The organism is Pseudomonas sp. L7, from assembly GCF_046605565.1.
In the GTDB taxonomy this organism is placed as follows: domain Bacteria; phylum Pseudomonadota; class Gammaproteobacteria; order Pseudomonadales; family Pseudomonadaceae; genus Aquipseudomonas; species Aquipseudomonas wayambapalatensis.
Window position 1 is genome coordinate 634,086 of sequence record NZ_CP176784.1, and the last position, 25,497, is coordinate 659,582.

A 25,497-nucleotide genomic window follows, 5' to 3' on the forward strand; every position below is an offset into this window, starting at 1 on the left:
CGGCGATTATAGGCACATTCCGCCAACGCATGCCACGGTCGGCCTGATGTGCTGGCAGATCAGACGGAGGCGTCGCGGTACTGCGGGTGCTCGGCTTGCAGGCGTGTCAGGCGGGCCAGCGGGTCCTGGCGGTAGAACAGCGACAATTGCCGGTACACCTGTGGATAACTTTCATGCAGCAAGTCAGGGGCACTGAAGAAGTATTCACTGGTCACGGCGAAGAACTCGGCCGGGTTTTCCGCTGCGTAGGGGTCGATGGCCGTTTCCAGGTCAGGGTTGGCGTCGAGCTGGCGGTTGAGGTCGTCGTAGGCCTGTTGCATGGCCTCGGCCCAGGCACTGACGTCCATGCCTGGGTGCAGGGGCGGCAGGCCATTGGCGTCGCCGTTGAGCATGTCGAGCTTGTGCGCCAGCTCGTGGATCACCAGGTTGTAGGCTTCCCAGCCGCCGCTGGCCTCGACGCCGGCCCAGGCCATGATCACCGGGCCCTGCTGCCAGGCCTCGCCGCTGTGTTCGGCGTCCCACACGTGCTCGACACCACTGGCGTCGCGGTGGCGCTGCGGGCTCTTGAAGTCGTCGGGGTAGAGAATGATCTCGTGAAAGCCCTGGTACCAGTTCAGATCGCCCAGGTGCAGCAGCGGTAGCTGGGCCTGGGCCGCGAGGAACAGACGCTGCTCGTCGTCCAGCTCGACGCCGGGCAGGGTGGTGAGGTGCTTGTCGTAGAGAAACAGCACGCTGGCCTCGCGCAGCCAGCGGTCTTCCTCGTCGCTGATGCCGTCGAGCAGGGGCAGACGGTCACGGATCGCCTGCCACAGCGCTTGATCGACCTGGTAGCGCGCCAGGGTGCGCTTGCGCCGCCAGGCGCTGAACGACCACATGGACGGTCAGTGGGCCTTGGCGGTACGGCCCAGCCGGCCACGCAGCAAACCGAGGATCATCGGCACCAGCGACAGGACGATGATGGCCACGACCATCAGCGACAGGTGCTGCTTGATGAAGGGCACGTTGCCGAAGAAGTAGCCCAGGGTGACCAGGCCACCGACCCACAGCAGGGTGCCGGCGACGCTGAAGCCGAGGAAGCGCGGGTAATGCATGTGGGCGATGCCGGCGACGAATGGCGCGAAGGTGCGCAGGATCGGCAGGAAGCGCGCCAGGGTGACGGTCTTGCCGCCGTGGCGTTCGTAGAATTCGTGGGTGCGCTGCAGGTAGTCGCGGCGGAAAATCTTCGAGTTGGGGTTGCGGAACAGGCGCTCCCCGGCCGTGCGTCCGATCACGTAGTTGGTGCTGTCGCCCAGGATCGCCGCGACCATCAGCAGGCCGGCGAGCAGTACCGGGTCCATGCCACCGCCCGCGGCCACGGCGCCGGCGATGAACAGCAGCGAATCGCCCGGCAGGAAGGGCATGACCACCAGGCCGGTCTCGCAGAAGATCACCGCGAACAGGATGGCGTAGATCCAGGGACCATAGTTGGTCACCAGCAGGTCGAGGTAGGCATCGAGATGCAGGATAAGGTCCAGCGGGTTGAATTCCATGTACAGCACCTGTTGTCTTGACCCGCTTCCACGGGCGCGCGATGACGGACGACGTCATTTTGCGTGGGCATGTTCACCGGTGGATGGGTAACTTTTCACACATGACGAATGGGGCATTATACGGCGAAGTCGGGAAGATGCCCGGGGAGTTTGTAGCGGCGGGTTACGGGACGGCAGGTGCCGTCCCCACAGGCCAGAAGCCCGGCTGGTCAATCCTGGCTGATCGGCAGGACGTAGTTCTCGAACTCGGTATCCTTGCGAAAGCCCATGGACTCGTAGGTTTTCATCGCCACCTCGTTGTTGCTGCTGGTGGACACGCGCATGCGTACGGCGTTGGTTTCCTTCGCCATCTTCTTGGCTTCGCGCATCAGGTGGTCGGCCACCAGCATGCGCCGGGAATCCTCGGCTACGTAGATGTCGTTGAGGATCCACACGCGCTTGAGCGACAGTGACGAGAAGCTCGGGTAGAGCTGGCAGAAGCCCAGCAGCTTGTGGTCGTCGTCATCCGGCAGGGCCAGGTAGATCACTGACTCGCCGCGTTTCAGTCGCTTCTCGAGGAAGGTGCGCGAAGTATCGGGGTAGGGCAGTTGCCCGTAGAACTCGCGATAGGTGACGAACAGCGGGGTGAGCAGGTCGAGGTGTTCCAGGGTTGCCTTGATGATGCGCATGAGCAGGCCTCAGAGTCCATGTGGGAACGGGGGGATGCAAGCTGCCTCGTACCGGCATGCTGCCCCAAGGCAGCCTAGAAGCGCAATCCGCCTTGGGTTACATGTTTTTTACCCTTCACCGAGCAGGAAGTTTCCGCATTTTTTGGGGGAATTTTCGCTGTCGATGCTGTGGACCTCGGCTTCATCCTTCAGGTTCACCCCTGAAAGCTGCCGGCGACAGGCCTCGCGCATCAGGTACAGCAGGCGATGCGCGGCCATGCCGTAGCTCAGGCCTTCCAGGCGTACGTTGGAGATGCAGTTGCGGTAGGCGTCGGTCAGGCCCACTTTCGGGGCGTAGGTGAAGTACAGGCCCAGGCTGTCGGGTGAGCTCAGTCCGGGGCGTTCGCCGATCAGCATCACGGTCATCCGCGCACCGAGCAGCTCGCCGACCTCGTCGGCCACCGCGACCCGTCCCTGCTCCACCAGGATCACCGGGGCGCTGCTCCAGCCATCGGCGGCGGCCTGTTCCTCGAAGCGACTCAGCAACGGCAAGGTGTGGCGATGCACGGCCAATGCCGAGAGGCCGTCGGCCACCACGATTGCCAGATCGACGCCGCCCGGATTGGCCTGGGCGTGTTCGCGCAGTTTCAGCGCCGAGTCGTCGCTCAGACGACGGCCCAGATCGGGACGCTGCAGGTACTGGTGACGATCGGCAGCGGCGCTGTGCAGCAAAAGACTGTCACGGCCACGGTCGCTCAGTTGCTGGCGCAGGCCGGCATGGTCGAAGGGCAGGTGTACCGCATCGCGAGCCTGGGCGTGGGCGAACTGGAAGTCCAGTTGCGCGCCGGTCGGCAGGCTTGTGCCGGTACGGCCCAGGGCAATGCGCGCGGGCGTCAGGTTGCGCAGGGCCAGCCAGGGATTGTCATGTGTGGGGGTATGTCGGTCCATGCTCATCCCTATGCGAGCTGCGCCAGCGCGTGGCGGAAGGCCGGAGGCAGGTTGTCGCCGAAGCGCACCCGGCCGTCGGCCTGGGTGAAGATGCCGGTGCGTTCCAGCCAGGCTTCGAATTCCGGGCCGGGTTTCAGGCCGAGGGTCTGGCGCGCGTAAAGCGCGTCGTGGAACGAGGTGGTCTGGTAGTTGAGCATGATGTCGTCGGAGCCAGGGATGCCCATGATGAAGTTGATCCCGGCGACACCGAGCAGGGTCAGCAGGGTGTCCATGTCGTCCTGGTCGGCTTCGGCGTGGTTGGTGTAGCAGATGTCGCAGCCCATCGGCACGCCGAGCAGCTTGCCGCAGAAGTGGTCTTCCAGGCCGGCGCGGATGATCTGCTTGCCGTTGTACAGGTACTCCGGGCCGATGAAACCGACCACGGTATTGACCAGGAATGGCTTGAAATGCCGAGCCACGGCGTAGGCGCGGGTCTCGCAGGTCTGTTGATCGACGCCGTGGTGGGCGTTGGCCGACAGCGCGCTGCCCTGGCCGGTCTCGAAGTACATGAGGTTCTGCCCGAGGGTGCCGCGCTTGAGCGACAGCCCGGCCTCGTAGCCTTCCTGAAGCACGTTGAGGTTGATGCCGAAGCCGGCGTTGGCGGCCTCGGTGCCGGCGATGGACTGGAACACCAGGTCCAGCGGCACGCCTCGGTTGATCGCCTCGATCGAGGTGGTGACGTGGGTGAGCACGCAGGCCTGGGTGGGAATGTCGTAGCGCTGGATGATCGCATCGAGCATTTCCAGCAGGGCGCAGATCGAAGCGATGCTGTCGGTGGCCGGGTTGATGCCGATCATGGCGTCGCCGTTGCCGTACAGCAGGCCGTCGAGGATGCTGGCGGCGATGCCAGCCGGCTCGTCGGTGGGGTGGTTGGGCTGCAGGCGGGTCGACAGCCGCCCGCGCAGGCCCATGGTGCCGCGAAAGGTAGTGACCACGCGGATCTTCTGCGCCACCAGCACCAGGTCCTGGACACGCATGATCTTGGATACGGCGGCGGCCATTTCCGGCGTCAGGCCGGGGGCCAGGGCGCGCAGGCTGGCTTCGTCGGCCGCCTCGCTGAGCAGCCAGTCACGCAGGCCGCCGACGGTGAGGTGGCTGACCGGGGCGAAAGCGGCGGCGTCATGGGTGTCGATGATCAGCCGGGTGATCTCGTCCTGTTCGTAGGGGATCAGCGCTTCGTTGAGAAAGTGACTGAGCGGGATGCTGGCCAGGGCCATTTGTGCGGCGACCCGCTCACCGTCGTTGCTGGCGGCAACACCGGCCAGGAAGTCGCCCGAGCGCGCCGGGCTGGCCTTGGCCATGACTTCCTTGAGGCTGTCGAAGCGGTAGACCAGATTGCCTACCGTGTGTACGAAACTTGCCATACAGAATCTCCAGGGCGCCGCAGGGCTGGCCTGCGGCGTAAGTCGGCGATCAGTGCAAGGCCTCTTCGGCCTTCTGGATCGCGGCGAATTCCTCTTCCGGCGTCCCGGCCACCAGATGGTGGCGACTGTAGAAAGCAAAGTAGGCAATTAATACCGCATAGATCACGGCAGCGCCAATCACCACGCGTGGGTCGACCAGGAAGCCGGCGACCACGGCGATGCAGGCCAGCACCAGCGCCACGCCCGAAGTGAAGATGCCGCCGGGCGTGCGGTACGGGCGCTCCATCTTCGGTCGGCGGATGCGCAGGGTGATGTGCGCGGCCATCATCAGCACGTAGGACAGGGTGGCACCGAACACCGCGACCAGGATCAGCAGGTCACCCTGGCCAGTCAGCGACAGGGCAAAACCGATGATGCCGGGGATCACCAGGGCCAGTACCGGCGCCTTGCTCTTGTTGGTTTCCGAGAGCTTGCGCGGCAGGTAGCCCGCGCGTGAAAGTGCGAAAATCTGCCGCGAATAGGCGTAGATGATCGAGAAGAAGCTGGCGATCAGCCCGGCCAGACCCACCAGGTTGACGAAGCCGCCCATCCAGGTCGAGCCGCCGTACGCCTTCGACAGCGCCTCGACCAGCGGGTTGCCCGAAGCCTTGAGCGCTTCGGAGCCGGCGCCGCCGGGGCCGACCACCAGGATCAGCAGGGCGAAGGCCAGCAGCACCAGCATCGCGCCGATCAGGCCGCGGGGCAGGTCGCGCTTGGGGTTCTTGGTCTCTTCGGCGGCCAGGGGCACGCCTTCGACGGCGAGGAAGAACCAGATCGCATAGGGGATTGCCGCCCAGATGCCGACATAGCCAAATGGCAGGAAGCTGCTGGCGCCGACGGCGTCGGTCTTGGCGATGTCGAACAGGTTGGCTGCATCAAAATGGGGCACCATGCCGATCAGGAACACCGCCAGTGCAATCGCAGCGATGGCGGTGATGATGAACATTAGCTTCAGCGCCTCGCCGACGCCGAAGATGTGGATGCCGATGAAGACGATGTAGAACGCCAGGTAGATCATCCAGCCGCCGATGCCGAACAGCGATTGGCAGTAGGCGCCGATGAACACGGCGATGGCGGCAGGGGCGATGGCATATTCGATGAGGATCGCCGTGCCGGTGAGAAAGCCGCCCCAGGGCCCGAACGCGCTGCGCGCGAAGCCGTAGCCGCCGCCCGCGGTGGGGATCATCGAGGACAGCTCGGCCAGCGAGAAGCACATGCACAGGTACATGGTGGCCATCAGCAGCGTGGCAAGGAACATGCCGCCCCAGCCGCCTTGGGCGAGGCCGAAGTTCCAGCCGGCGTAGTCGCCGGAAATCACGTAGGCCACGCCCAGGCCCACCAGCAGGACCCAGCCTGCGGCGCCTTTTTTCAGTTCACGTTGCTGGAAATAGTCGGAGCCGACTTTCTCGAAATCTACGGAGGAACTTGCCGGCGTGCCGGCGGAGTGATCGCTTGGCATGGTTTCACCTGTTGTTTTTTTGGTGGCCGGAAGGGATTCCGGGCCTTGGTGATTTGTGTTGCAGGAAGCGAGCCAGAGCGGTTGGGGCCGCTTTGCGGCCCATCGCGGGGCAAGCCCGCTCCTACACACAGATTGCGCAATTTCTGTAGGAGCGGGCTTGCCCTGCGATGGGCTGCGCAGCAGCCCCAACGCACTGTTTTAGAAGAAGCCCAGCGGGTTGATGTCGTAGCTCACCAGCAGGTTCTTGGTCTGCTGGTAGTGGTCGAGCATCATCTTGTGGGTTTCACGACCGACGCCGGACTTCTTGTAGCCACCGAACGCGGCATGCGCCGGATACAGGTGGTAGCAGTTGGTCCACACGCGACCGGCCTTGATGCCACGGCCCATGCGGTAGGCGCGGTTGATGTCGCGGGTCCAGACGCCGGCACCCAGGCCGAACTCGGTGTCGTTGGCGATCGCCAGGGCTTCGGCCTCATCCTTGAAGGTGGTGACGCTGACCACCGGGCCGAAGATTTCCTCCTGGAACACACGCATCTTGTTGTTGCCCTTGAGCAGGGTCGGCTGGATGTAATAGCCGGTGGCCAGCGAGCCTTCGAGCTGCTCCACTTTGCCGCCGGTCAGCAGCTCGGCGCCTTCTTCCTGGGCAATCTTGAGGTAGGACTGGATCTTCTCGAACTGCTGCTGCGAGGCCTGCGCGCCGACCATGGTGTCGGTGTCCAGCGGGTCGCCGCGCTTGATCTGCAGCACCTTCTTCATCACCACTTCCATGAACTGCGGGTAGATCGATTCCTGCACCAGGGCGCGGGACGGGCAGGTGCACACCTCGCCCTGGTTGAAGAAGGCCAGCACCATGCCTTCGGCCGCTTTCTCGAGGAAGGTCGGCTCGGCCTGCATGATGTCTTCGAAGTAGACGTTCGGCGACTTGCCGCCCAGTTCCACGGTGGATGGGATGATGTTCTCGGCGGCGCACTTCATGATGTGCGAGCCCACCGGGGTGGAGCCTGTGAAGGCGATCTTGGCGATGCGCTTGCTGGTGGCCAGCGCTTCACCGGCCTCGCGGCCGTAGCCCTGGACCACGTTGAGCACGCCCTTGGGCAGCAGGTCGCCGATCAGCTCGAGCAGTACGGTGATGCCCAGCGGGGTCTGCTCGGCGGGCTTGAGCACCACGCAGTTGCCGGCGGCCAGGGCCGGTGCGAGTTTCCAGGCGGCCATCAGCAGCGGGAAGTTCCAAGGGATGATCTGGCCGACCACGCCCAGCGGTTCGTGGATGTGGTAGGCGACCGTGTTTTCGTTGATTTCGGCGGCGCCGCCTTCCTGGGCGCGGATGCAGCCGGCGAAATAGCGGAAGTGGTCGACCGCCAGCGGGATGTCGGCGTTGAGGGTCTCGCGGATTGGCTTGCCGTTGTCCCAGGTTTCGGTGATGGCCAGCACTTCGAGGTTCTGCTCGATGCGGTCGGCGATCTTCAGCAGGACGTTGGAGCGGTCCTGCACGCTTGTGCGGCCCCAGGCGTCGGCGGCGGCGTGGGCGGCATCCAGGGCCTTGTCGATGTCTTCGGCAGTGGAGCGGGGGAATTCGGCGATCAGCTTGCCATTCACCGGCGAGGTGTTCTCGAAGTATTGCCCTTTGACCGGAGCTACGAACTCGCCGCCGATGTAGTTGCCGTAGCGGCTCTTGAACGAGACCTTGGCGCCCTCGGTACCGGGATGTGCGTAACGCATGGTGTGTCTCCTGGCTATTGTGTTTGTTGGGGAGTTGAAAAGCGTAGAGCAAAGGTCGGGCCAGCGTGGTGGGCCCTAGCCAAATCAATGACTTGGGTCACGCGCAGGGCGGCTTCGCTGGGTGTGTGTGCCAGTGCTGGCACGGCCAGGGTGACACTTTGTACCGTTTGCGGTACGTGCTTGACCGGGCGGTCGCTGCGGAGGATGCTGGCTGAAATCTCTATCTGCGGAGAACAACAACAAATGCAGAGCAACGCATTCAGCCGCCATGCCCAGCAAGTGCATACCGTTGCCCGTGGCGAAGCTGGCAGCGACCCTTCCATTGCACGCTCCTGGCTGCGCTGCCTGGACGACTATCACCTTGACCCGTCTGTGCTCGAGGCACCGGTAGTGCTCGAGCACGGTCGTCTGCTGGAGAGTCGCGAGCGCCTGCGCAAGGTGCTGAAGATCGCTGACCATGAAATGAACAGCCTGCACCAGCAGCTGTCCGGCGCCGGCCATGCGGTGTTGCTCACCGATGCCCGCGGCGTGATCCTCAATTGTGTCACCTCGCCCACCGAGCGGCGCAGCTTCGAGCGTGCCGGGCTGTGGCTGGGCGCGGACTGGAGCGAGGCCCGCGAGGGTACCAATGGCATCGGTACGTGCCTGGTCGAACGTCAGGCCCTGACCATTCACCAGGACGAGCATTTTCGTGGTCGGCACACCGGCCTGACCTGCTCGGCGAGCCCGGTGTTCGACCCGCACGGCGAGCTGCTGGCAGTGCTCGATGTGTCCTCGGCGCGGCCGGACCTGTCGCGCCAGAGCCAGTTTCACACCATGGCGCTGGTCAACCTCTCGGCGAAGATGATCGAGAGCTGTTATTTCCTGCGTCATTTCGAGCAGCAATGGTTGCTGCGCTTTCATGTGCAAGCCGAGTCGGTCGGTCAGTTCAGCGAAGGGTTGCTGGCGTTCGATGGCGATGGCCGCATCTGCGCCGCCAACCAGAGTGCTCTGAACCTGTTGAGCACCATTCGTGGCGCTGTGCTGGGCAAGCCGCTGGAGATGTTCTTCGCCTGCAGTCATGACGAGCTATTCAGCCGTGCCACGCCAGTCGGCAGTACGGTCTGGCCGTTGCGCACCCGCGATGGCCGCCAGGTGTTTGCCAGCCTGCGCGGGCAGGCGAGGGCGCCGCAATGGACCGTACCGGCCAGCCTGCCCCGGGGCATTCCCGCTGCGCAGCCTGGCATCTGCTTGCTGGACCCGGCCTTGCAACACGATTTCCAGCGTGCCGTGCGCGTGTTCGAACGCGATGTGCCGCTGCTGCTGCGCGGCGAAACCGGCTGCGGTAAAGAGGCCTTCGCCCTGGCCGTGCATCAGGCCAGCCAGCGCCGTGGCAAGCCGTTCGTGGCGGTGAACTGTGCGTCGATCCCCGAGAGCCTGATCGAGAGCGAGCTGTTCGGCTATCGCGGTGGCAGCTTCACCGGGGCGCGCAAGGAAGGGATGCGTGGCAAGCTGCTGCAAGCCGATGGCGGTACCTTGTTGCTGGACGAGATCGGCGACATGCCGCTGGCTTTGCAGACCCGCCTGCTGCGGGTGCTGGAAGAGCGCCAGGTGGTGCCGATTGGCGGTGAGCCGCAGGCGGTGGATGTGCGTATCGTTAGTGCCACGCACCGCGACTTGCTGGAGCGGGTGGAGCAGGGCAGTTTCCGTGAGGACCTGTACTACCGGCTCAATGGCATGGAGGTGGCGCTGCCGGCGGTGCGCGAGCGCAGTGACAGGGGGGCGTTGCTGGACTTCCTGTTGCGCCAGGAGGGGCAAGGGCAGGTGGTGCAGTTGGCTCCCGAGGCGCGCCAGGCGCTGCTGGACTTCGCCTGGCCGGGGAACGTGCGACAGATGCGCAATATGCTGCGCACGCTAGTCGCCTTGTGCGAGGGCTCCCTGATCCGGTTCCCGGACCTTCCCTCTGTTGTCAGGACTCGCGCGAGCTCTGTGGGAGCGGGCTTGCCCGCGAACGAGGGCAACGCCCTCGCCTTGCCTTGTCAGGTCGGGCCTCTTCGCGGGCAAGCCCGCTCCCACAGGTCCGGTGTCACGCCTGAGAGATCGGTGGGCGTCGATGTATTGCAGGGTGCAGAACGCCAGGCGCTGCTGGACGTGCTGGAGGCAAAACACTGGCACATGACCCGTGTCGCCGAACACCTGGGCATCAGCCGCAATACCTTGTATCGAAAACTGCGCAAACACGGTATCGCCAGGGCCGGTTGAGCGAAACAGCGGGTGCGATTTCCCTCGCCCTGGGCTACCCTGCCTCGATGTTTTGCGAGGTCGACCATGCACATTCACATTCTCGGTATTTGCGGCACTTTCATGGGTTCGCTGGCGGTGCTCGCCAAGGAGCTCGGCCATCGCGTCACCGGTTCCGACGCCAACGTCTATCCGCCGATGAGCACTCAGCTCGAGGCTCAGGGCATCGAGCTCACCCAAGGCTACGATCCGGCCCAGCTGGAGCCGGCTCCTGACCTTGTGGTCATCGGCAACGCCATGTCGCGTGGCAACCCTGCCGTGGAATACGTGCTGAACAAGGGCCTGCCCTATGTCTCCGGCCCGCAGTGGCTGGCCGACCACGTGCTGCAGGGCCGCTGGGTGCTGGCAGTGGCCGGCACCCATGGCAAGACCACCACCAGCAGCATGCTGGCCTGGGTGCTGGAGCATGCGGGCATGAGCCCGGGCTTCCTGATCGGCGGCGTGCCGCAGAACTTCTCGGTCTCGGCGCGCCTGGGCGGCACGCCGTTCTTCGTGGTCGAGGCCGACGAATACGACAGCGCCTTCTTCGATAAACGTTCGAAGTTCGTGCATTACCATCCGCGTACCGCGATCCTCAATAATCTTGAGTTCGATCATGCGGATATCTTCCCGGATCTGGCGTCCATCGAGCGGCAGTTCCACCATTTGGTCCGTACCATTCCGAGCGAAGGCCTGGTCATCCACCCGACCACCGAACAGGCGCTCGAGCGGGTCATCGGCATGGGCTGCTGGACCCCGGTGCAAACCACCGGCGAAGGTGGCCAGTGGCAGGCGCGCCTGCTCAGTCCGGACGGTTCGCGCTTCGAAGTGCTGTTCGACGGTGAGGTGCAGGGCGTGGTGGACTGGGCCCTGACCGGTCAGCACAACGTCGCCAATGCCCTGGCCACGCTCGCGGCGGCGCGCCATGTCGGCGTGGTGCCGGCCATGGGCATCGACGGCCTCAGCGCGTTCAAGAGCGTCAAGCGGCGCATGGAGAAGGTCGCCGAGGTGCAGGGTGTGACCATCTACGACGATTTCGCCCACCACCCGACCGCCATCGCCACCACCCTCGACGGCCTGCGCAAGCGTGTGGGCGAGGCGCCGGTGATTGCGGTGATCGAACCGCGCTCCAACTCCATGAAACTGGGCGCACACCGCGATGGCCTGCCGGAGAGTGTCAACGATGCCGACCAGGTGATCTGGTACGCCCCGGCCAACCTGGGCTGGGACCTGGCCGCCACGGCAGCGCAGTGCTCGGTGCCGAGCGTGGTGGCCGACAGCCTCGAGGCGATCATCGAGCGGATCAAGGGCCAGGCACGTCCGGGCACCCATGTGGTGATCATGAGCAATGGCGGCTTCGGTGGCCTGCACGGCAAGCTGGCCGAGGCCCTGAAGTGAGCGGCCCGGAGCGCATCACCCTGGCGATGACCGGTGCTTCCGGGGCGCAGTACGGGCTGCGCCTGCTCGATTGCCTGGTGCGCGAGGACCGCGAGGTGCACTTCCTCATCTCCAAGGCTGCGCAGCTGGTGATGTCCACCGAAACCGACGTGGTGCTGCCGCCCAAGCCGCAGGCGATGCAGGCCTTTCTGACCGAATACACCGGCGCTGCCGACGGGCAGATTCGCGTGTATGGCAAAGAAGACTGGATGTCGCCGGTGGCTTCGGGCTCCGGCGCACCTGCGGCGATGGTGGTGGTGCCCTGTTCGACTGGCACGCTGTCGGCAATCGCCACCGGTGCCTGCAACAATTTGATCGAACGGGCAGCGGACGTCACGCTCAAGGAGCGCCGCCAGCTGATCCTGGTGCCGCGTGAAGCGCCGTTCTCCACCATTCACCTGGAGAACATGCTCAAGCTTTCGCAGATGGGCGCGGTGATCCTGCCGGCAGCGCCGGGCTTCTATCACCAGCCGCAGACCATCGATGACCTGGTGGACTTCGTTGTCGCACGGGTGCTCAACCTGCTGAACATACCCCAGGACATGTTGCCGCGCTGGGGCGAGCATCATTACGGGGTCGATGATTGAAGCGCGCGCTGGCAGGCTTGCTGCTGCTGGGCAGCCTGGGTGGTTGCGCGACAGTACGAACGCTGGACGCCAACCAGCCTGGGGCGCCGGTGGTGTATGCCGGCACTCGCCTGGACCTGTATGTGATCAATGGTGGGTGCTGCCCGCGGGATCATTTCGGCGCGGATGCGCCGGCATATCCACGGTTGGATCTGCCTGGGAGCATGTTGCTGGATACTGTACTGTTGCCGCTGTCGTTGCTGACGGCGGTCGGGGTGGGGTTCAACGCCCGCGGCGGCCTGTAACGGCCCTTTCGCGGGTAAACCCGCTCCCACAGGGACCGCACCGTCTTTGAATTCTGTGCGGTCCTGGTGGGAGCGGGTTTACCCGCGAAGAGGCCTCTGAAGGTATTGCTATTTCTTGCCCAGCTTGCGCAACTCGTCGGACTCGACCACCCGAATTCCGTCCTCTTCCTCCAACGCCAGCCGCCACAGTGCCCGGGCCAGGGTGCAGGCCTCGATGCCGCGGTACTTCCCGGGAATCAGCCTTGCGAAAGGCCCGGCCAGTTGCTCGGCCAGCCGTGGCTCGAGCCGCTCACCCAGCAGCAGCGATGGTCGCACGATGGTCAGTTGCGGCCAGTCCTGAGCCTTGAGCGCCTCTTCCATCTCGCCCTTGACCCGGTTGTAGAAGATCGATGATTTGGGGTCTGCACCGAGCGCGCTGATCACCAGCAGATGGCGTGCGCCCATCTCGCGGGCGCGCTTGCTGAAGGCCACGACCATGTCCAGGTCCACTGCACGGAAGGCGGTTTCCGAACCGGCCTGCTTGAGCGTGGTGCCCAGGCAGCAGAAGGCGATATCGACGCGCCCGGCCAGTTGCGGGAGAAACATCGCCGGGTCACCCACTGGGTTTTCCAGGTGCGGATGCTTGGCCAGCGGCCTGCGGGTAGGCGCCAGCACACGGCTGATGGTGGGTTCGTTGAGCAGGCGGTCGAGCAGGTGTTCACCCGTAAGACCCGTGGCTCCGGCAAGCAGGACATGCTGAGGCGTCAAGTACATGATGTCTCTCCCTTGTTACAGCTCAGCTTAGCGGGTTCCAGGCTTTTTTGCCTGCTCCGGCGCGGCTGGCTGGGCCTTGTTTTTCAAGGCCTCCTCGGCTTGTTGCCGGCGCAGGCGCTGCCAGTGCGCGAGCACCTGCGGTGGTGCCCAGATCTGCGGCTCGGAGGCTTCGAAACCTTCCCTTCGTTCCCGTTCGGCAACGCTGTTGCGCGCCAGTTCAAACGCTTGTTTCAGATCGTCGGTCTGATTCAGTGCCTGGGCGAACAGGGCATCGCCGAAATAGGTGAAGTCGGCTTCTTCGGAGCAGCCGAACGAGACCCGGTCAGGGCGCGCTGCAGTCATGATCAGCGTGCGATCATCCTTGAGCGGGGCGATGTAGCCACCTGAATAGCAGGCGGAGATGACAATCACCTTGTCGCGATCTTTCAGCGGGGCGAGGGCGTTGGCCAGTTCGTCGGCAGACAGGTCGGCCAGTTGCAGGCGCGGCTGGTCGAGCACCAGTTGGTGGTCATGGCTGCCGTGGCTGGTCAGGTAGACGAACACGATATCTTCCGGGCCGCTGCGTTCGGCCAGAGTGCGGGCGGCACGGGTGAGGTTCTCGCGGGTGGCCATTGGCCGGTCGGCCAGATGGTCGCGGTGATTGACCAGGGTCACCTGGCCACGGGCGCCGAAGCGCACTCTGAGCATGTTGCTGACATAGTCGGCTTCGCGCAGGAACACGCTCTGCTGGCCATCGCCGGCCAGCACCAGGCTGTACAGCTGGATGGGTGGGGCCGAGCGTGGCACCTTGGCCAGGGCCTCGTCGAGCAGCTTGCCCTGGTTGAGCAGGGCCAGGTCCAGCGGGTCGGGCAGCAGCGTGCCCTTGTCGTCGCGCACGCGCACGCCGTTGATCCACTGGCCGGCCTCGACACGGCCATCGGCCTGGATCAGCCGGCCGCTGCCCTGGTAGGCATCGTTGTCGAAACCGCCAATGTACTGGCTGCCGTCGGCCAGGTGCAGATGACCCTGGCCAGAGAAGCGCCAGTCCTGGAAGCCGCCCTTGTAGCGGCTGCCATCGCTGCCCAGCAGCTCGCCCTGGCCGCTGAGCGCGCCATCCTTGAAGTCGCCGATCCACACGTCGCCGTCGGCGTTCTCGTAGCGGCCGCGGCCTTCGAGGCGGTTTTCCTTGAATTCACCGATGTACTGCTCGCCTTCGACGCTGTCGTAGGTGCCGGCACCTTCGAGCTGGCCGTCGATGAAATGGCCGCTGAACTGGTTGCCGCTGGCATCGCTGCGCACTCCGGCGCCATTGGGCTTGCCCTTGGCGAACAGGCCTTGGTAGCGGCTGCCGTCAGCCAGCTCGAGCTGACCGGCGCCGTCGTACTGGTCGTCCTTGAACTGGCCGCGGTAGGTCTGGTCGTGCTGCTTGAGGGTGCCTTCGCCGTCGCGCCGGCCATGCTTGAAGGTGCCGGCGTAGTGGCTGCCGGGGGTGGTCAGGTCGCCCAGGCCTTCGAACAGCCCAGCGACGAATTGGCCGCGATAGACCTCGCCGTTGCTGCCGTGCCACTCGCCCTGGCCGTGCCACTGACCGTCCTTGAACGTGCCCGCATACCAACTGCCGTTGGGGTAGTCGATGCGGCCTTCGCCCTGCAGCAGGCCATTGACCACTTCGCCCCGGTAGCGCCCGCCGTCGGGCAGGCGCGCGTCCGGCGGCGACAGCGGTTCGCCTTCGCCGCAGGCAGCGAGCAGCAGGATCAGGGTCAGGGGCAGCAGCGGGCGCATGGCGTAATCCGGGCACAAAGGTGCGCCGAGTATGCCGCAGAATCGGAGCGTGAGACAGCCGTGGCCGGGGCCGCCGAACGGCCCCGGTGCTGCCTCAGACGAAGCAGAGCGACAGTGGCTCGGCGATGTAGGCCGGTTTTTCCTGGCCTTCGATCTCGAGGGTCACGGTGGCCTTGAGCAGCCACTGGCCGGGCTTCTTCTCGGTGGCGTCGGTGAGGTCCACCTTCAGGCGCACGCGGCTGTCGACTTTCACCGGCTGGATGAAGCGCACGCTGTCCAGCCCGTAGTTGACCACCATCTTCAAGCCCTCGGGCAGCACGAGGATGTCTTCCATCAGCTTGGGAATCAGCGACAGGCTGAGGAAGCCGTGGGCGATGGTGGAGCCGAAGGGGGTCTTGGCGGCTTTCTCCTGATCGACATGGATGAACTGGAAATCGCCGGTGGCCTCGGCGAACAGGTTGATGCGCTGCTGATCGATCTTCAGCCATTCGGAACGTCCCAGTTCCTTTCCAACGTACTGCGAAAGCTCTGCAACAGGTACATAGGGCATCGCGACTCTCCAGGTTGTCTTTTGGTACGAAGGTACAAGATCACCACGGCGCACCGTTGCGGTCAAGTTCTTCCCTTTTCGGCGAATATCGCCTTATACAGGCAGGACGCGTGCTTATAATGGCGCCCGATGCCCCAAGGAGATGCTTATGCTGTTGCGTGGATTGACCTGGCTGGTGATGTTCCAGTTGCTGGGCACGGCGATCAATCACCTGGTACTGCCCATGTTGCCGGGCCCGATCATCGGCTTGCTGTTGCTGCTGGCCTGCCTGATGATCCGCGGCGAAGTTGGCAAACCGCTCAACGAGGCCGCCAGCAGCCTGCTGCGTTACCTGCCGTTGCTGCTGGTGCCGCCAGCCGTCGGCGTGATGGTCTATGCCCGCGACATCGCCGCCGACTTCTGGGCTATTGCCGGTGCGCTGGTGATCTCCTGCCTGGTCACCCTGGTGTTCGTCGGCGTACTGATGCAGAAGCTGATCCATCGCCACGGCAAGCACGAGGAACAGCCATGAGCCTCGACTGGCAGGGTGCATTGCAAGCCGTCATTCACCACCCGTTGTTCGGGATTGGTATCACGCTTGGGGTTTACCAACTGGTACTTGCCGGCTACGAGCGCACCCGTTGGATCTTCCTGCAACCGGTGTTGGTGTCGATGCTGGTCCTGATCGGTGTGCTGCTGGCGTGTGGCATCGACTACAGCGAGTACAAGCGCAGCACCGAAATCCTCAATATTCTCCTCGGACCGGCCACTGTGGCCCTGGCGGTCCCGCTCTATCTCAACCTGCGGCGTATCCGCCAACTGTTCTGGCCGATCTTTACTACGCTGGTAATCGGGGGAGTGTTCGCCACCTTGGCCTGCGTGACGCTGGGCTGGTGGTTCGGCGCCGAACACATGATCCTGATGACCATGGCGCCCAAGTCGGTGACCTCGCCCATCGCCATGCTGGTGGCCGAGCAGATCGGTGGCGTAGCGGCATTGGCGGCGGTATTCGTGCTGATCACCGGGGTGATCGGCGCCATCTTCGGCCCGGCCCTGCTGACGCGCTGTGGTGTGCTCAGCCCCGAGGCGCGGGGTATGGCCCTGGGCGTCACCGCACACGCGGTGGGCACCTCGGCGGCCTTGCAGGAAAGTGATGAATGCGGCGCTTTCGCCGCACTGGCGATGAGCCTGATGGGCGTGGCCACGGCGGTGTTCCTGCCGCTGGCAGTCAGTCTGGTGGCTTGAGGAGTCGAGATGACGTTACCGCTGTTCCCCCTCAATACCGTGCTGTTCCCCGGCTGCCTGCTGGACTTGCAGATCTTCGAGGCGCGTTACCTGGACATGATCGGCCGCTGCATGAAGCAGGGCGAAGGTTTCGGGGTGGTGTGCATTCTCGAAGGCGAGCAGGTCGGCAAGGCGCCGGCAGGCATCGCTGCGTTCGGCTGCGAGGCGTTGATCCGCGACTTCGTGCAGCAGGACAACGGCCTGCTGGGCATCCGCGTCGAAGGTGTGCGGCGCTTCAGGGTGGAGCAGACCGATGTGCTCAAGGATCAGTTGATGGTCGGCGAGGTGCAGTGGCTGGCCGAGCTGAGCGACAGCCCGCTGGGCGAGCAGGATGATGACCTGCTGGCGCTGCTGGTCGCGCTGGGCGAGCACCCGATGGTCGAGGCGCTGGACATGCCGCGCGAGGTGGACGGGCGCCAGTCGCTGGCCAACCAACTGGCGTACCTGCTGCCGTTCATGGAAGAAGACAAGATCGATCTGCTGGCGATCGACTCGCCGGCGCAGCGGCTGGAGGCGATCCAGGCGCTGCTGGAGCGGATTCAGGGCGAGTTGTTCGCCTGAAGTTGCGGGTTGCCAGCGTCAGGGCCGGCAACCCGCGCATCACTTCAATACTGATAGCGCAGCAATGCCTTGGGCAACGAGTGCATGGCGAAGAACGCCAGCAGCGCGATACACGCTGGCAAGATCAGCCACCATACCTTCTGCGGCATTGCCCTCAGTGGCTCGCGATACTGCACCAGCGTCAGACTGGCCGCACACACGCAGCACGCCAGCAAGGCCCCGGCCAGGATGTCGGTGGGCCAGTGCACACCCAGGTACACCCGTGACAGCGCGATCGACAGCGCTGGCAGCACCCCCAGCAGCACCCAGGTCAGGCGCATGCGCGGCGGCTGGCCGCGACCGGCCAGCACCGCCAGTACCAGGAAGAACGCAAAGGATGCCGAGCTATGCCCGCTGGGCATGCTGTAGCTGGTCAGTGGATCGGCCAGCACTTCCGGGCGCGCCCGGGCGAACAGCCATTTCAGCGAGCCGTTGCACAGCGCGGTGCCGATCAGTGCGCCCCCGGCGAACAGTGCATGGCGCCATTGCCGCGCCAGGAGCAGGAGCCCGGTCAGCAGGCCGCCGAGGAAGAACTGGGTCTTGAAGTCGCCCAGGCGGGTGACGATGACCACGGCGCTGTCGAACGCCTTGCTGCGATGCTCCTGGACGAGGGTCATCACGCCCTGGTCGAACTCGTGCAAGTAGGGCCAGCCGAGAAATACGCCCGCCAGTGCTACCAGGCTCAGGCCGGCGATCAGGCGGGTGCCGTGGCGCTGGTCGCGGATGCTGGCGTTGAAGCTCAGGGCCACCAGCACCGCCAAGCCACCGGCGACGATCCCCGCATCCAGCCAGAAGCCTTCCGGCAGCGGCAGGCGCATGGCGGCACCGGTGGCCCAGCCAGGCAGCAGGTAGGCCACCGACCAGCCAGCACCGGCCACCAGGCTGACGGCGATGAAGCGCGGCAATGGCATGTCGAACATGCCAGCAACCATCGGCAGCATCGGCCGCAGCGGGCCGATGAAGCGGCCTATCAGCAGGCTGGCGATACCGTAGCGCTGGAAGTAGGTTTCGGCGCTGCCGATCCATTCGGGGTGGTGGCGCAGCAGCGGCAGGCGCCGGATGTTCTGGTGGAAGTACTTGCCGATGGCGTACGACATGGCGTCACCGAGCATGCCGCCGAGAAAGCCCAGCAGCAGCGTCTCGCCCAGGCTGAAGGTGCCGCTGCCGGCCAGCACCGCTACAGCGAACAGCAGCACCGTGCCGGGCACGATGATGCCGGCGATGGCCAGGCACTCGATGCAGGCAATCAGGAAGATGGCCAGGCCAAGCCACTGCGGGTTGGCGCTGAGCCAGCCGGTCAGGCTGTCGAGCCATTGGCTCATGGTGTCAGTTTCCTTGTTCCAGAATGAAGAAATCCCGTCCTTCGACCTGGCCCCGGCGTAGCGGGTTCCGGGTGCAGAAACGGGCGAATTCGGCGTCCACGAAGCGGTACGGCAGGTGCTCGTCGCGGCCGTGGGGGATGCCCAGGCGGGTGGTCTGGATCACGCGTGGCACATTGATTGCGCAATCTTCGACATAGAGCCCCTGCGGGTCGAAACGGCGGGCGTCCCAGTCCGGCACCTTCAGGCCCAGGGCGCGGCACAGCAGGGTCTGGCCGGCGCACAGGCGCTCTGCCGGGCGCAGGTTGCCGTTGGCGTCCGGGTTGTTCAACTGCATCTGCGCCAGGCTGTTGTCATCGGAGAGGGCGTCGACCCAGGGGTAGGCCGACTTGATCAACACCGCGTTGCCCGGCCCGTGGGCGCTGAAGTTCAACGAGTCGCCGCCGCGGGCGTAGTACATGTAGATGTGCCCGCCGTCGAGGAACAGCGCCTTGCGCTTTTCCGTATAGCCGAGCGAGGCGTGGCTGCCCTTGTCGGTGAGGTAGTAGGCTTCGGTCTCGATGATGCGGGCGGCCAGCCACAGATCGCCGTGGCGGTGGCGGATGACCTTGCCGAGCAACTCGCGGGCGAGGGTCTGGGCATCGCGGTCGAAAAAGCGGTCGGGCAGGGCGCGGGCCGGGCAGGGGACGGGCATGTTGGCGGTTCGTGGTGGCGAAGGCGGGGATGATAGCAATGAAAGGCTTAATCGAGGCTGAACCAGGTTGTAACCGGGTTGATCTTCCCAGGGTTTAGTCCGCGTCGCCCCAGGCTACGCCACTCCCGGTAGGAGCGGGCTTGCCCGCGAAAAGGTCGACGCCGAAGTGGGTCAATTCCGATACCCTCAGTTACATCTTTCCTACATATTTCCGCTGCCATCTTCTACCATCCGCCACCCGCCGCTGGGCGTACCCGAGCGCGGCAGTTATAATCAGCCGATTTCCCCTTCGCCAAGACACCGAACCCATGACCGAGTCCGTTCTTGACTACATGACCCGCCTGGGTCGCGCCGCCCGTGAGGCCTCGCGGGTGATCGGCCGCGCCAGCACTGCGCAGAAGAATCGCGCCCTGCAGGCCGCTGCCGACGCGCTCGACGCTGCCCGCGCCGAGCTGACCGCAGCCAACGAACAGGACCTCGCCGCAGGCCGTGCCAATGGCCTGGAGCCAGCACTGCTGGACCGTCTGGCCCTCACCCCGGCGCGCATCGATGGCATGATCACCGGCCTGCGCCAGGTGGCTGCGCTGCCGGACCCGGTCGGTGCGATCCGCGACATGAGCTACCGTCCGTCGGGCATCCAGGTTGGCAAGATGCGCGTACCGCTCGGTGTGATCGGCATCATCTACGAGTCTCGCCCGAACGTGACCATCGACGCTGCCAGCCTGTGCCTGAAGTCCGGCAACGCGACCATCCTGCGGGGCGGCTCGGAAGCCATCCACTCCAATCGCGCCATCGCCACCTGCATCCAGCGCGGCCTGGCCGAAGCCGGGCTGCCACCAGCCGTGGTACAGGTGGTCGAAACCACCGACCGCGAAGCCGTCGGTGCGCTGATCAGCATGCCGGAGTTCGTCGATGTCATCGTCCCGCGTGGTGGCCGTGGCCTGATCGAACGTATCAGCCGCGATGCGCGCGTGCCGGTGATCAAGCACCTGGACGGCATCTGTCACGTTTATGTCGATGCCCACGCCGACCTGGAAAAGGCCGCGCGCATCGCCTTCAACGCCAAGACCTACCGCTATGGCATCTGTGGCGCCATGGAGACGCTGCTGGTCGACGCCAGCGTGGCCCAGGCGTTCCTGCCGGACATGGCCCGCCGCTTCGAAGAGAAGGGTGTCGAGGTGCGTGGCTGCGAGCGCACCCGGGCGATCATCGCCGCCAAGCCGGCCACCGAGGACGACTGGCACACCGAGTACCTGGATGCGATCCTGTCGATCCGCATCGTCGATGGCCTGGATCCGGCCATCGAGCACATCAATCACTATGGCTCGCACCACACCGACTCGATCGCCACCGAGCACCAGGGTAACGCCCGGCGCTTCATGGCCGAGGTCGATTCGGCGTCGGTCATGCTCAACACCCCGACCTGCTTTGCCGATGGCTTCGAGTATGGCCTGGGTGCGGAGATCGGGATTTCCACCGATAAGCTGCACGCCCGCGGTCCGGTCGGCCTGGAAGGGCTGACTTGTGAGAAGTACGTGGTGATCGGCGACGGTCAGTTGCGCGGGTCCTGCTGAGTTGAGCAAGGCCCCGGCAGTCCGGCGTATCGGCATTCTTGGCGGCACATTCGACCCGGTGCACATCGGCCACCTGCGCAGCGCGCTGGAAGTGGCCGAGTTCATGGGGTTGGACGAGTTGCGCCTGCTGCCCAACGCCCGACCGCCGCACCGCGACACCCCGCAGGTGGCCGCCACCGACCGGCTGGCCATGGTGCGTAGCGCGGTACAAGGGGTCGAGGGCTTGAGCGTGGATGCCCGGGAGCTGGCGCGCGACAAACCGTCGTACACCATCGACACCCTGGAGTCGATCCGCAGCGAACTGAACACGCACGACCAGCTCTACCTGGTGCTGGGCTGGGATGCCTTCTGTGGTCTCCCGGGCTGGCACCGCTGGGAAGAGCTGCTGCAACATTGTCACATCCTGGTGCTGCAGCGCCCGGATGCCGATGTCGAACCCCCCGACGAGCTGCGCAACCTTCTGGCTGCGCGCTCGCAGAGCGATCCCACCGCCATGTCCGGCCCGGCGGGGAACATTTCGTTCGTCTGGCAGACGCCGCTTGCGGTGTCCGCCACACAGATCCGGCAGCTGCTGGCCAGCGGCAAGTCGGTTCGGTTCCTGGTGCCGGACGCAGTACTGGCCTACATCGAGGCGCACGGTCTGTACCGTGTGTCCAACTGAGGGCGCTGCAGGGCGCCTCATTACAACGAGTTGAACGAGTTTTATATGACCAAGCAGAAAATCAATGGCGAAGAACTGGTCGAACTGACCAAGGCCGCGCTGGAAGACGTCAAGGCCCAGGACATCCAGGTCATCGACGTGCGCGACAAGCACAGCCTCACCGACTACATGATCATTGCCACCGGTACCTCCAACCGCCAGATCAACGCGATGCTGGAAAAGGTCCGTGAGGCCGTCAAGGCCAAGGGCGCGCAGCCGCTGGGCGAAGAAGGCAAGGGCGACAGCGACTGGGTGCTGCTGGACCTGAACGACGTCATCGTGCACATGATGACCGCCGCTGCCCGTCAGTTCTACGACCTGGAGCGTCTGTGGCTGGGCGCCGAGCAGAGCCGTGCTGCTGATGCCAAGCACCACAGCCCGGAAAACGCCAGTGACTACTTCACCGACAAGCTCAAGGATCGGGAATAAGGAACCGCCGTGCGTCTGCGTCTGATCGCGGTCGGCTCGCGTATGCCGAAGTGGGTCGAGGAAGGCTGGCACGAGTACGCCAAGCGCCTCCCCGCCGAGCTGTCGCTGGAGCTGGTTGAAATCCCGCTGAACACCCGTGGCAAGAACGCCGACGTTGCCCGCCTGATCCGTCAGGAAGGCGAGGCGATGCTGGCCAAGGTCCAGCCCGGTGAACGGATCGTCACGCTCGAAGTCCATGGCAAGCCGTGGAGCACCGAGCAACTGGCGACCGAGCTGGATCGCTGGCGCCTGGATGCGCGTACGGTCAACCTGATGGTGGGCGGCCCGGAAGGGCTGGCGCCGGAAGTCTGCGCCCGTGCCGAACAGCGCTGGTCGCTGTCGCCGCTGACCCTGCCGCACCCGTTGGTGAGGATACTCATCGGTGAACAGATCTACCGCGCCTGGACCGTGTTGTCCGGGCACCCTTACCACAAATGACTTCGTAAGCCTGTCCGATGCCGCAGCAGATCCGCCTCAAGGACCACGAGAAAGACGCACGCCTGGTGCGCAACCGCGTCGTGGTCGGCGCGGTGGCGATCATGCTGCTCGTGTCCGTGCTGATCGCGCGCCTGTATTACCTGCAGATCATCCAGTACGACTACCACTCGACGCTGTCGGAGAACAACCGGGTGCATGTGCAGCCGATTCCGCCGACCCGTGGTCTGATCTTCGATCGCAACGGTGTGATCGTCGCCGACAACCGCCCCAGTTTCAGCCTGACCATGACCCGCGAACGCGCGGGTAAGTGGCAGGAGGTGCTGGACACCATCATCGAGGTGCTCGAGCTGAGCGAAGATGATCGTGCCTTGTTCGAGCGCCGCATGAAGCAGGGGCGTCGGCCATTCGAGCCGGTGCCGATCCTGTTCGAACTGAACGAGGAGCAGATCGCCCGCGTCGCCGTGAACCAGTTCCGTCTTCCCGGGGTGGAGGTGGCGGCGCAACTGGTGCGGCATTACCCACAAGGTGCGCATTTCGCTCATTCGGTGGGCTATGTCGGGCGGATCAACGAGAAGGAACTCAAGTCCCTCGATCCGGTGAACTACAGCGGCACCCACCATATCGGCAAGACCGGCATCGAGCGTTTCTACGAGGACGACCTGCATGGCCAGGTTGGCTACGAGGAAGTCGAGACCAACGCTCGCGGCCGTGTCTTGCGGGTGCTCAAGCGCACCGATCCGATTCCTGGCAAGGATATTGTCCTGAGCCTGGACATCAAGCTGCAGGAGGCCGCCGAAGAGGCGCTGGCAGGCCGCCGTGGGGCGATCGTCGCCCTCGACCCGCGCACCGGCGAAGTGCTGGCGATGGTCAGCCAGCCGAGCTTCGATCCCAACCTGTTCGTCACCGGCATCAGCTTCAAGGCCTATGCCGAGCTGCGCGATTCGATCGATCGCCCGTTGTTCAACCGCGTGCTGCGCGGCCTGTATCCTCCGGGCTCGACCATCAAGCCGGCAGTGGCCATCGCCGGCCTGGACAGCGGTGTGGTCAATGCCAGCAGTCGGGTGTTCGACCCGGGCTATTACCAACTGCCCAACTATGACCACAAGTACCGCAACTGGAACCGCACCGGCGATGGCTGGGTGGATCTGGATGTGGCGATCATGCGTTCTAACGACACCTATTTCTACGATCTTGCGCACAAGATGGGGATTGATCGGCTGTCGGCCTACATGAACAAGTTCGGCATCGGCCAGAAAGTCTCGCTGGACATGTTCGAAGAGTCGCCCGGGCTGATGCCTTCGCGTGAATGGAAGCGCGCCACCCGCCGCCAGGCCTGGTTCCCCGGTGAAACGCTGATTCTGGGCATTGGCCAGGGCTACATGCAGGCAACGCCCCTGCAACTGGCCCAGGCCACCGCACTGATCGCGAACAAGGGCAAGTGGAACCGTCCGCACCTGGCCAAGACCATCGAGGGCAAGCAGCCGGTGGATGAGAACCCGGTGGAAGACATCGTGCTGCGCGACAAGAACGACTGGGCCCGGGTCACCCATGGCATGGAGCAGGTGATGCACGGCGCGCGCGGCACGGCGCGCAAGGCCGCGCTCGGCTCGCAATATCGTATCGCCGGCAAGAGCGGTACCGCACAGGTGGTGGCGATCAAGCAGGGCGAGAAGTACGACCGCAACAAACTCCAGGAGCGTCACCGCGACCACGCGCTGTTCGTCGCCTTCGCACCCGCCGAAGATCCGAAGATCGTGGTCTCGGTAATGGTCGAGAACGGCGAGTCCGGCTCTGGTGTCGCCGCCCCCGTGGTGCGCCAGGTCATGGACGCCTGGTTACTCGACGAAAACGGCCGGCTCAAGCCCGAATTTGGCCCTGCCACTGTCACTGTCGCCCAGGAAACGGCCCCGTGAAGAACAATTTCGATCGCATGCTCTCCAGCGAAGACGTGATGCGCAGGCGCGCCAGCTTCCTGCAGCGCATCCATGTCGACGGTCCTCTGCTGCTCATTCTGCTGACGCTCGCCGCCGGCAGCCTGTTCGTCCTCTATTCGGCCAGCGGCAAGAACTGGGACCTGCTGATGAAGCAGGCCAGTTCCTTCGGCATCGGCCTGGTGTCCATGTTCATCATCGCCCAGCTCGAGCCGCGCTTCATGGCGCGCTGGGTGCCGCTGGCCTACGTGGCGGGGGTGCTGTTGCTGGTGGTGGTGGATGTGATGGGCCACAACGCCATGGGCGCCACGCGCTGGATCAACATTCCCGGGGTGATTCGTTTCCAGCCCTCGGAATTCATGAAGATCATCATGCCGGCGACCATCGCCTGGTACCTGTCCAAGCGCACCCTGCCGCCCCATCTGAAACACGTGGCAATCAGCCTGGTGTTGATCGGTGTGCCGTTCATCCTTATCGTCCGACAACCCGACCTTGGCACGGCGCTGTTGATCCTTGCCTCCGGTGCGTTCGTGCTGTTCATGGGCGGCCTGCGCTGGCGCTGGATCATCAGCGTGGTGACGGCGGCCGTACCGGTGGCCGTGGCGATGTGGTTCTTCGTGATGCATGACTATCAGAAGCAGCGGGTCCTGACCTTCCTCGACCCCGAGAGCGATCCGCTGGGTACTGGCTGGAACATCATCCAGTCCAAGGCCGCGATCGGTTCGGGCGGCGTGTTCGGCAAGGGCTGGCTGCTGGGCACCCAGTCGCACCTGGACTTTCTGCCCGAAAGCCACACCGACTTCATCATCGCCGTGCTGGGTGAGGAATTCGGCCTGGTGGGCATCTGCCTGCTGCTGATCATCTACCTGTTGCTGATCGGTCGCGGCCTGGTCATCACCGCGCAGGCGCAGACCCTGTTCGGCAAGTTGCTGGCCGGCAGCCTGACGATGACCTTCTTTGTTTATGTGTTCGTCAACATCGGTATGGTGAGTGGCCTGCTGCCCGTGGTGGGTGTGCCGTTGCCCTTTATCAGCTATGGCGGAACTTCGTTGGTGACGCTGCTGTCAGCGTTTGGCGTTTTGATGTCGATCCACACGCACCGCAAATGGATCGCGCAGGTTTGAAAAAGGTGAAG

25 protein-coding genes are annotated in these 25,497 nt (G+C 64.6%); 13 read left to right on the forward strand and 12 right to left on the reverse strand.

The window, feature by feature from the left end:
- Positions 1–59: 59 nt before the first annotated feature.
- The 7 genes from ACK3BK_RS03035 to ACK3BK_RS03065 form a co-directional block, all read right to left on the reverse strand.
- Positions 60–875 carry a zinc-dependent peptidase gene (locus tag ACK3BK_RS03035; RefSeq protein ID WP_186669220.1) on the reverse strand — a complete coding sequence of 272 codons (816 nt, stop codon included), beginning with the start codon at positions 873–875 and terminating at the stop codon, positions 60–62.
- 6 nt (positions 876–881) lie between these two features.
- Positions 882–1,529 (reverse strand): DedA family protein, encoded by a 648-nt coding sequence (locus ACK3BK_RS03040; protein WP_054892787.1) that lies wholly within the window; start codon positions 1,527–1,529, stop codon positions 882–884.
- 209 nt (positions 1,530–1,738) lie between these two features.
- Positions 1,739–2,197 (reverse strand): GNAT family N-acetyltransferase, encoded by a 459-nt coding sequence (locus ACK3BK_RS03045; RefSeq protein ID WP_186669225.1) that lies wholly within the window; start codon positions 2,195–2,197, stop codon positions 1,739–1,741.
- 108 nt (positions 2,198–2,305) lie between these two features.
- The gene (eutC, locus tag ACK3BK_RS03050) at positions 2,306–3,124 is read right to left on the reverse strand and encodes an ethanolamine ammonia-lyase subunit EutC (protein WP_186720316.1); all 819 of its coding nucleotides are present in this window, start codon (positions 3,122–3,124) and stop codon (positions 2,306–2,308) included.
- A gap of 8 nt (positions 3,125–3,132) precedes the next feature.
- A complete protein-coding gene (locus tag ACK3BK_RS03055) occupies positions 3,133–4,527 on the reverse strand; it encodes an ethanolamine ammonia-lyase subunit EutB (protein WP_186669230.1) in 1,395 nt (464 codons plus the stop codon).
- A gap of 49 nt (positions 4,528–4,576) precedes the next feature.
- A complete protein-coding gene (gene eat, locus ACK3BK_RS03060; RefSeq protein WP_186669232.1) occupies positions 4,577–6,025 on the reverse strand; it encodes an ethanolamine permease in 1,449 nt (482 codons plus the stop codon).
- 198 nt (positions 6,026–6,223) lie between these two features.
- A complete protein-coding gene (locus ACK3BK_RS03065) occupies positions 6,224–7,744 on the reverse strand; it encodes an aldehyde dehydrogenase family protein (RefSeq protein ID WP_411383709.1) in 1,521 nt (506 codons plus the stop codon).
- Positions 7,745–7,987: 243 nt separating this feature from the next.
- Here ACK3BK_RS03065 and ACK3BK_RS03070 point away from each other — a divergent pair, with 243 nt between their 5' ends.
- The 4 genes from ACK3BK_RS03070 (at position 7,988) to ACK3BK_RS03085 (ending at position 12,311) form a co-directional block, all read left to right on the forward strand.
- The gene (locus tag ACK3BK_RS03070; protein ID WP_411383710.1) at positions 7,988–9,985 is read left to right on the forward strand and encodes a sigma-54-dependent Fis family transcriptional regulator; all 1,998 of its coding nucleotides are present in this window, start codon (positions 7,988–7,990) and stop codon (positions 9,983–9,985) included.
- Positions 9,986–10,051: 66 nt separating this feature from the next.
- On the forward strand, positions 10,052–11,401 hold the full coding sequence (gene mpl, locus ACK3BK_RS03075; protein ID WP_186710329.1) for a UDP-N-acetylmuramate:L-alanyl-gamma-D-glutamyl-meso-diaminopimelate ligase: 1,350 nt from the start codon (positions 10,052–10,054) through the stop codon (positions 11,399–11,401).
- Positions 11,398–12,027 carry a flavin prenyltransferase UbiX gene (ubiX, locus tag ACK3BK_RS03080; RefSeq protein ID WP_054892796.1) on the forward strand — a complete coding sequence of 210 codons (630 nt, stop codon included), beginning with the start codon at positions 11,398–11,400 and terminating at the stop codon, positions 12,025–12,027. Before mpl ends, ubiX begins: the two co-directional genes overlap by 4 nt.
- Positions 12,024–12,311 carry a YceK/YidQ family lipoprotein gene (locus ACK3BK_RS03085; RefSeq protein WP_186669238.1) on the forward strand — a complete coding sequence of 96 codons (288 nt, stop codon included), beginning with the start codon at positions 12,024–12,026 and terminating at the stop codon, positions 12,309–12,311. The genes ubiX and ACK3BK_RS03085 overlap by 4 nt, the downstream gene beginning before the upstream one ends.
- 108 nt (positions 12,312–12,419) lie before the next feature.
- On the opposite strand, the gene ACK3BK_RS03090 is transcribed toward ACK3BK_RS03085, so the two are convergent.
- The 3 genes from ACK3BK_RS03090 to ACK3BK_RS03100 form a co-directional block, all read right to left on the reverse strand.
- Entirely contained in the window at positions 12,420–13,064 is a 645-nt protein-coding gene (locus tag ACK3BK_RS03090) for an oxidoreductase (protein ID WP_186669240.1), read from the reverse strand.
- Positions 13,065–13,091: 27 nt separating this feature from the next.
- Positions 13,092–14,825, reverse strand: coding sequence for a C13 family peptidase (locus ACK3BK_RS03095; protein ID WP_186669242.1), 1,734 nt, complete (start codon positions 14,823–14,825; stop codon positions 13,092–13,094).
- Between the two features lie 94 nt (positions 14,826–14,919).
- Positions 14,920–15,375 carry a MaoC family dehydratase gene (locus ACK3BK_RS03100; protein WP_186669245.1) on the reverse strand — a complete coding sequence of 152 codons (456 nt, stop codon included), beginning with the start codon at positions 15,373–15,375 and terminating at the stop codon, positions 14,920–14,922.
- A 148-nt stretch (positions 15,376–15,523) separates the two neighbouring features.
- Here ACK3BK_RS03100 and ACK3BK_RS03105 point away from each other — a divergent pair, with 148 nt between their 5' ends.
- The 3 genes from ACK3BK_RS03105 to ACK3BK_RS03115 are packed head-to-tail and all read left to right on the forward strand — an operon-like array spanning position 15,524 to position 17,199.
- Entirely contained in the window at positions 15,524–15,886 is a 363-nt protein-coding gene (locus ACK3BK_RS03105; protein WP_186669247.1) for a CidA/LrgA family protein, read from the forward strand.
- A complete protein-coding gene (locus tag ACK3BK_RS03110) occupies positions 15,883–16,599 on the forward strand; it encodes an LrgB family protein (protein ID WP_063542592.1) in 717 nt (238 codons plus the stop codon). Before ACK3BK_RS03105 ends, ACK3BK_RS03110 begins: the two co-directional genes overlap by 4 nt.
- A 9-nt stretch (positions 16,600–16,608) precedes the next feature.
- The gene (locus tag ACK3BK_RS03115; protein ID WP_186710341.1) at positions 16,609–17,199 is read left to right on the forward strand and encodes an LON peptidase substrate-binding domain-containing protein; all 591 of its coding nucleotides are present in this window, start codon (positions 16,609–16,611) and stop codon (positions 17,197–17,199) included.
- Between the two features lie 44 nt (positions 17,200–17,243).
- On the opposite strand, the gene ACK3BK_RS03120 is transcribed toward ACK3BK_RS03115, so the two are convergent.
- Together ACK3BK_RS03120 and ACK3BK_RS03125 are read right to left on the reverse strand one after the other, a co-directional pair.
- Positions 17,244–18,560 carry a bifunctional DedA family/phosphatase PAP2 family protein gene (locus ACK3BK_RS03120; RefSeq protein ID WP_186669251.1) on the reverse strand — a complete coding sequence of 439 codons (1,317 nt, stop codon included), beginning with the start codon at positions 18,558–18,560 and terminating at the stop codon, positions 17,244–17,246.
- Positions 18,561–18,564: 4 nt separating this feature from the next.
- On the reverse strand, positions 18,565–19,251 hold the full coding sequence (locus ACK3BK_RS03125) for a DNA-3-methyladenine glycosylase (RefSeq protein ID WP_186669253.1): 687 nt from the start codon (positions 19,249–19,251) through the stop codon (positions 18,565–18,567).
- 308 nt (positions 19,252–19,559) lie between these two features.
- Between ACK3BK_RS03125 and ACK3BK_RS03130 the strand changes: the two genes are divergently transcribed.
- From ACK3BK_RS03130 to rodA, 6 genes are read left to right on the forward strand one after another with little or no spacing between them, the layout of a single operon-like run.
- A complete protein-coding gene (locus ACK3BK_RS03130) occupies positions 19,560–20,825 on the forward strand; it encodes a glutamate-5-semialdehyde dehydrogenase (protein ID WP_411383711.1) in 1,266 nt (421 codons plus the stop codon).
- 1 nt (position 20,826) lies between these two features.
- Positions 20,827–21,486: a nicotinate-nucleotide adenylyltransferase gene (gene nadD / locus ACK3BK_RS03135; RefSeq protein ID WP_186669256.1), complete on the forward strand. Its 660-nt coding sequence runs from the start codon at positions 20,827–20,829 to the stop codon at positions 21,484–21,486.
- A 45-nt stretch (positions 21,487–21,531) separates the two neighbouring features.
- Positions 21,532–21,954, forward strand: coding sequence for a ribosome silencing factor (gene rsfS, locus ACK3BK_RS03140; protein ID WP_054892808.1), 423 nt, complete (start codon positions 21,532–21,534; stop codon positions 21,952–21,954).
- A 9-nt stretch (positions 21,955–21,963) separates the two neighbouring features.
- On the forward strand, positions 21,964–22,431 hold the full coding sequence (gene rlmH / locus ACK3BK_RS03145) for a 23S rRNA (pseudouridine(1915)-N(3))-methyltransferase RlmH (protein WP_054892809.1): 468 nt from the start codon (positions 21,964–21,966) through the stop codon (positions 22,429–22,431).
- 17 nt (positions 22,432–22,448) lie between these two features.
- Positions 22,449–24,344 carry a penicillin-binding protein 2 gene (gene mrdA, locus ACK3BK_RS03150; RefSeq protein WP_186669257.1) on the forward strand — a complete coding sequence of 632 codons (1,896 nt, stop codon included), beginning with the start codon at positions 22,449–22,451 and terminating at the stop codon, positions 24,342–24,344.
- A gap of 38 nt (positions 24,345–24,382) precedes the next feature.
- Positions 24,383–25,486 carry a rod shape-determining protein RodA gene (gene rodA / locus ACK3BK_RS03155; RefSeq protein ID WP_054892858.1) on the forward strand — a complete coding sequence of 368 codons (1,104 nt, stop codon included), beginning with the start codon at positions 24,383–24,385 and terminating at the stop codon, positions 25,484–25,486.
- Positions 25,487–25,497 lie beyond the last annotated feature (11 nt).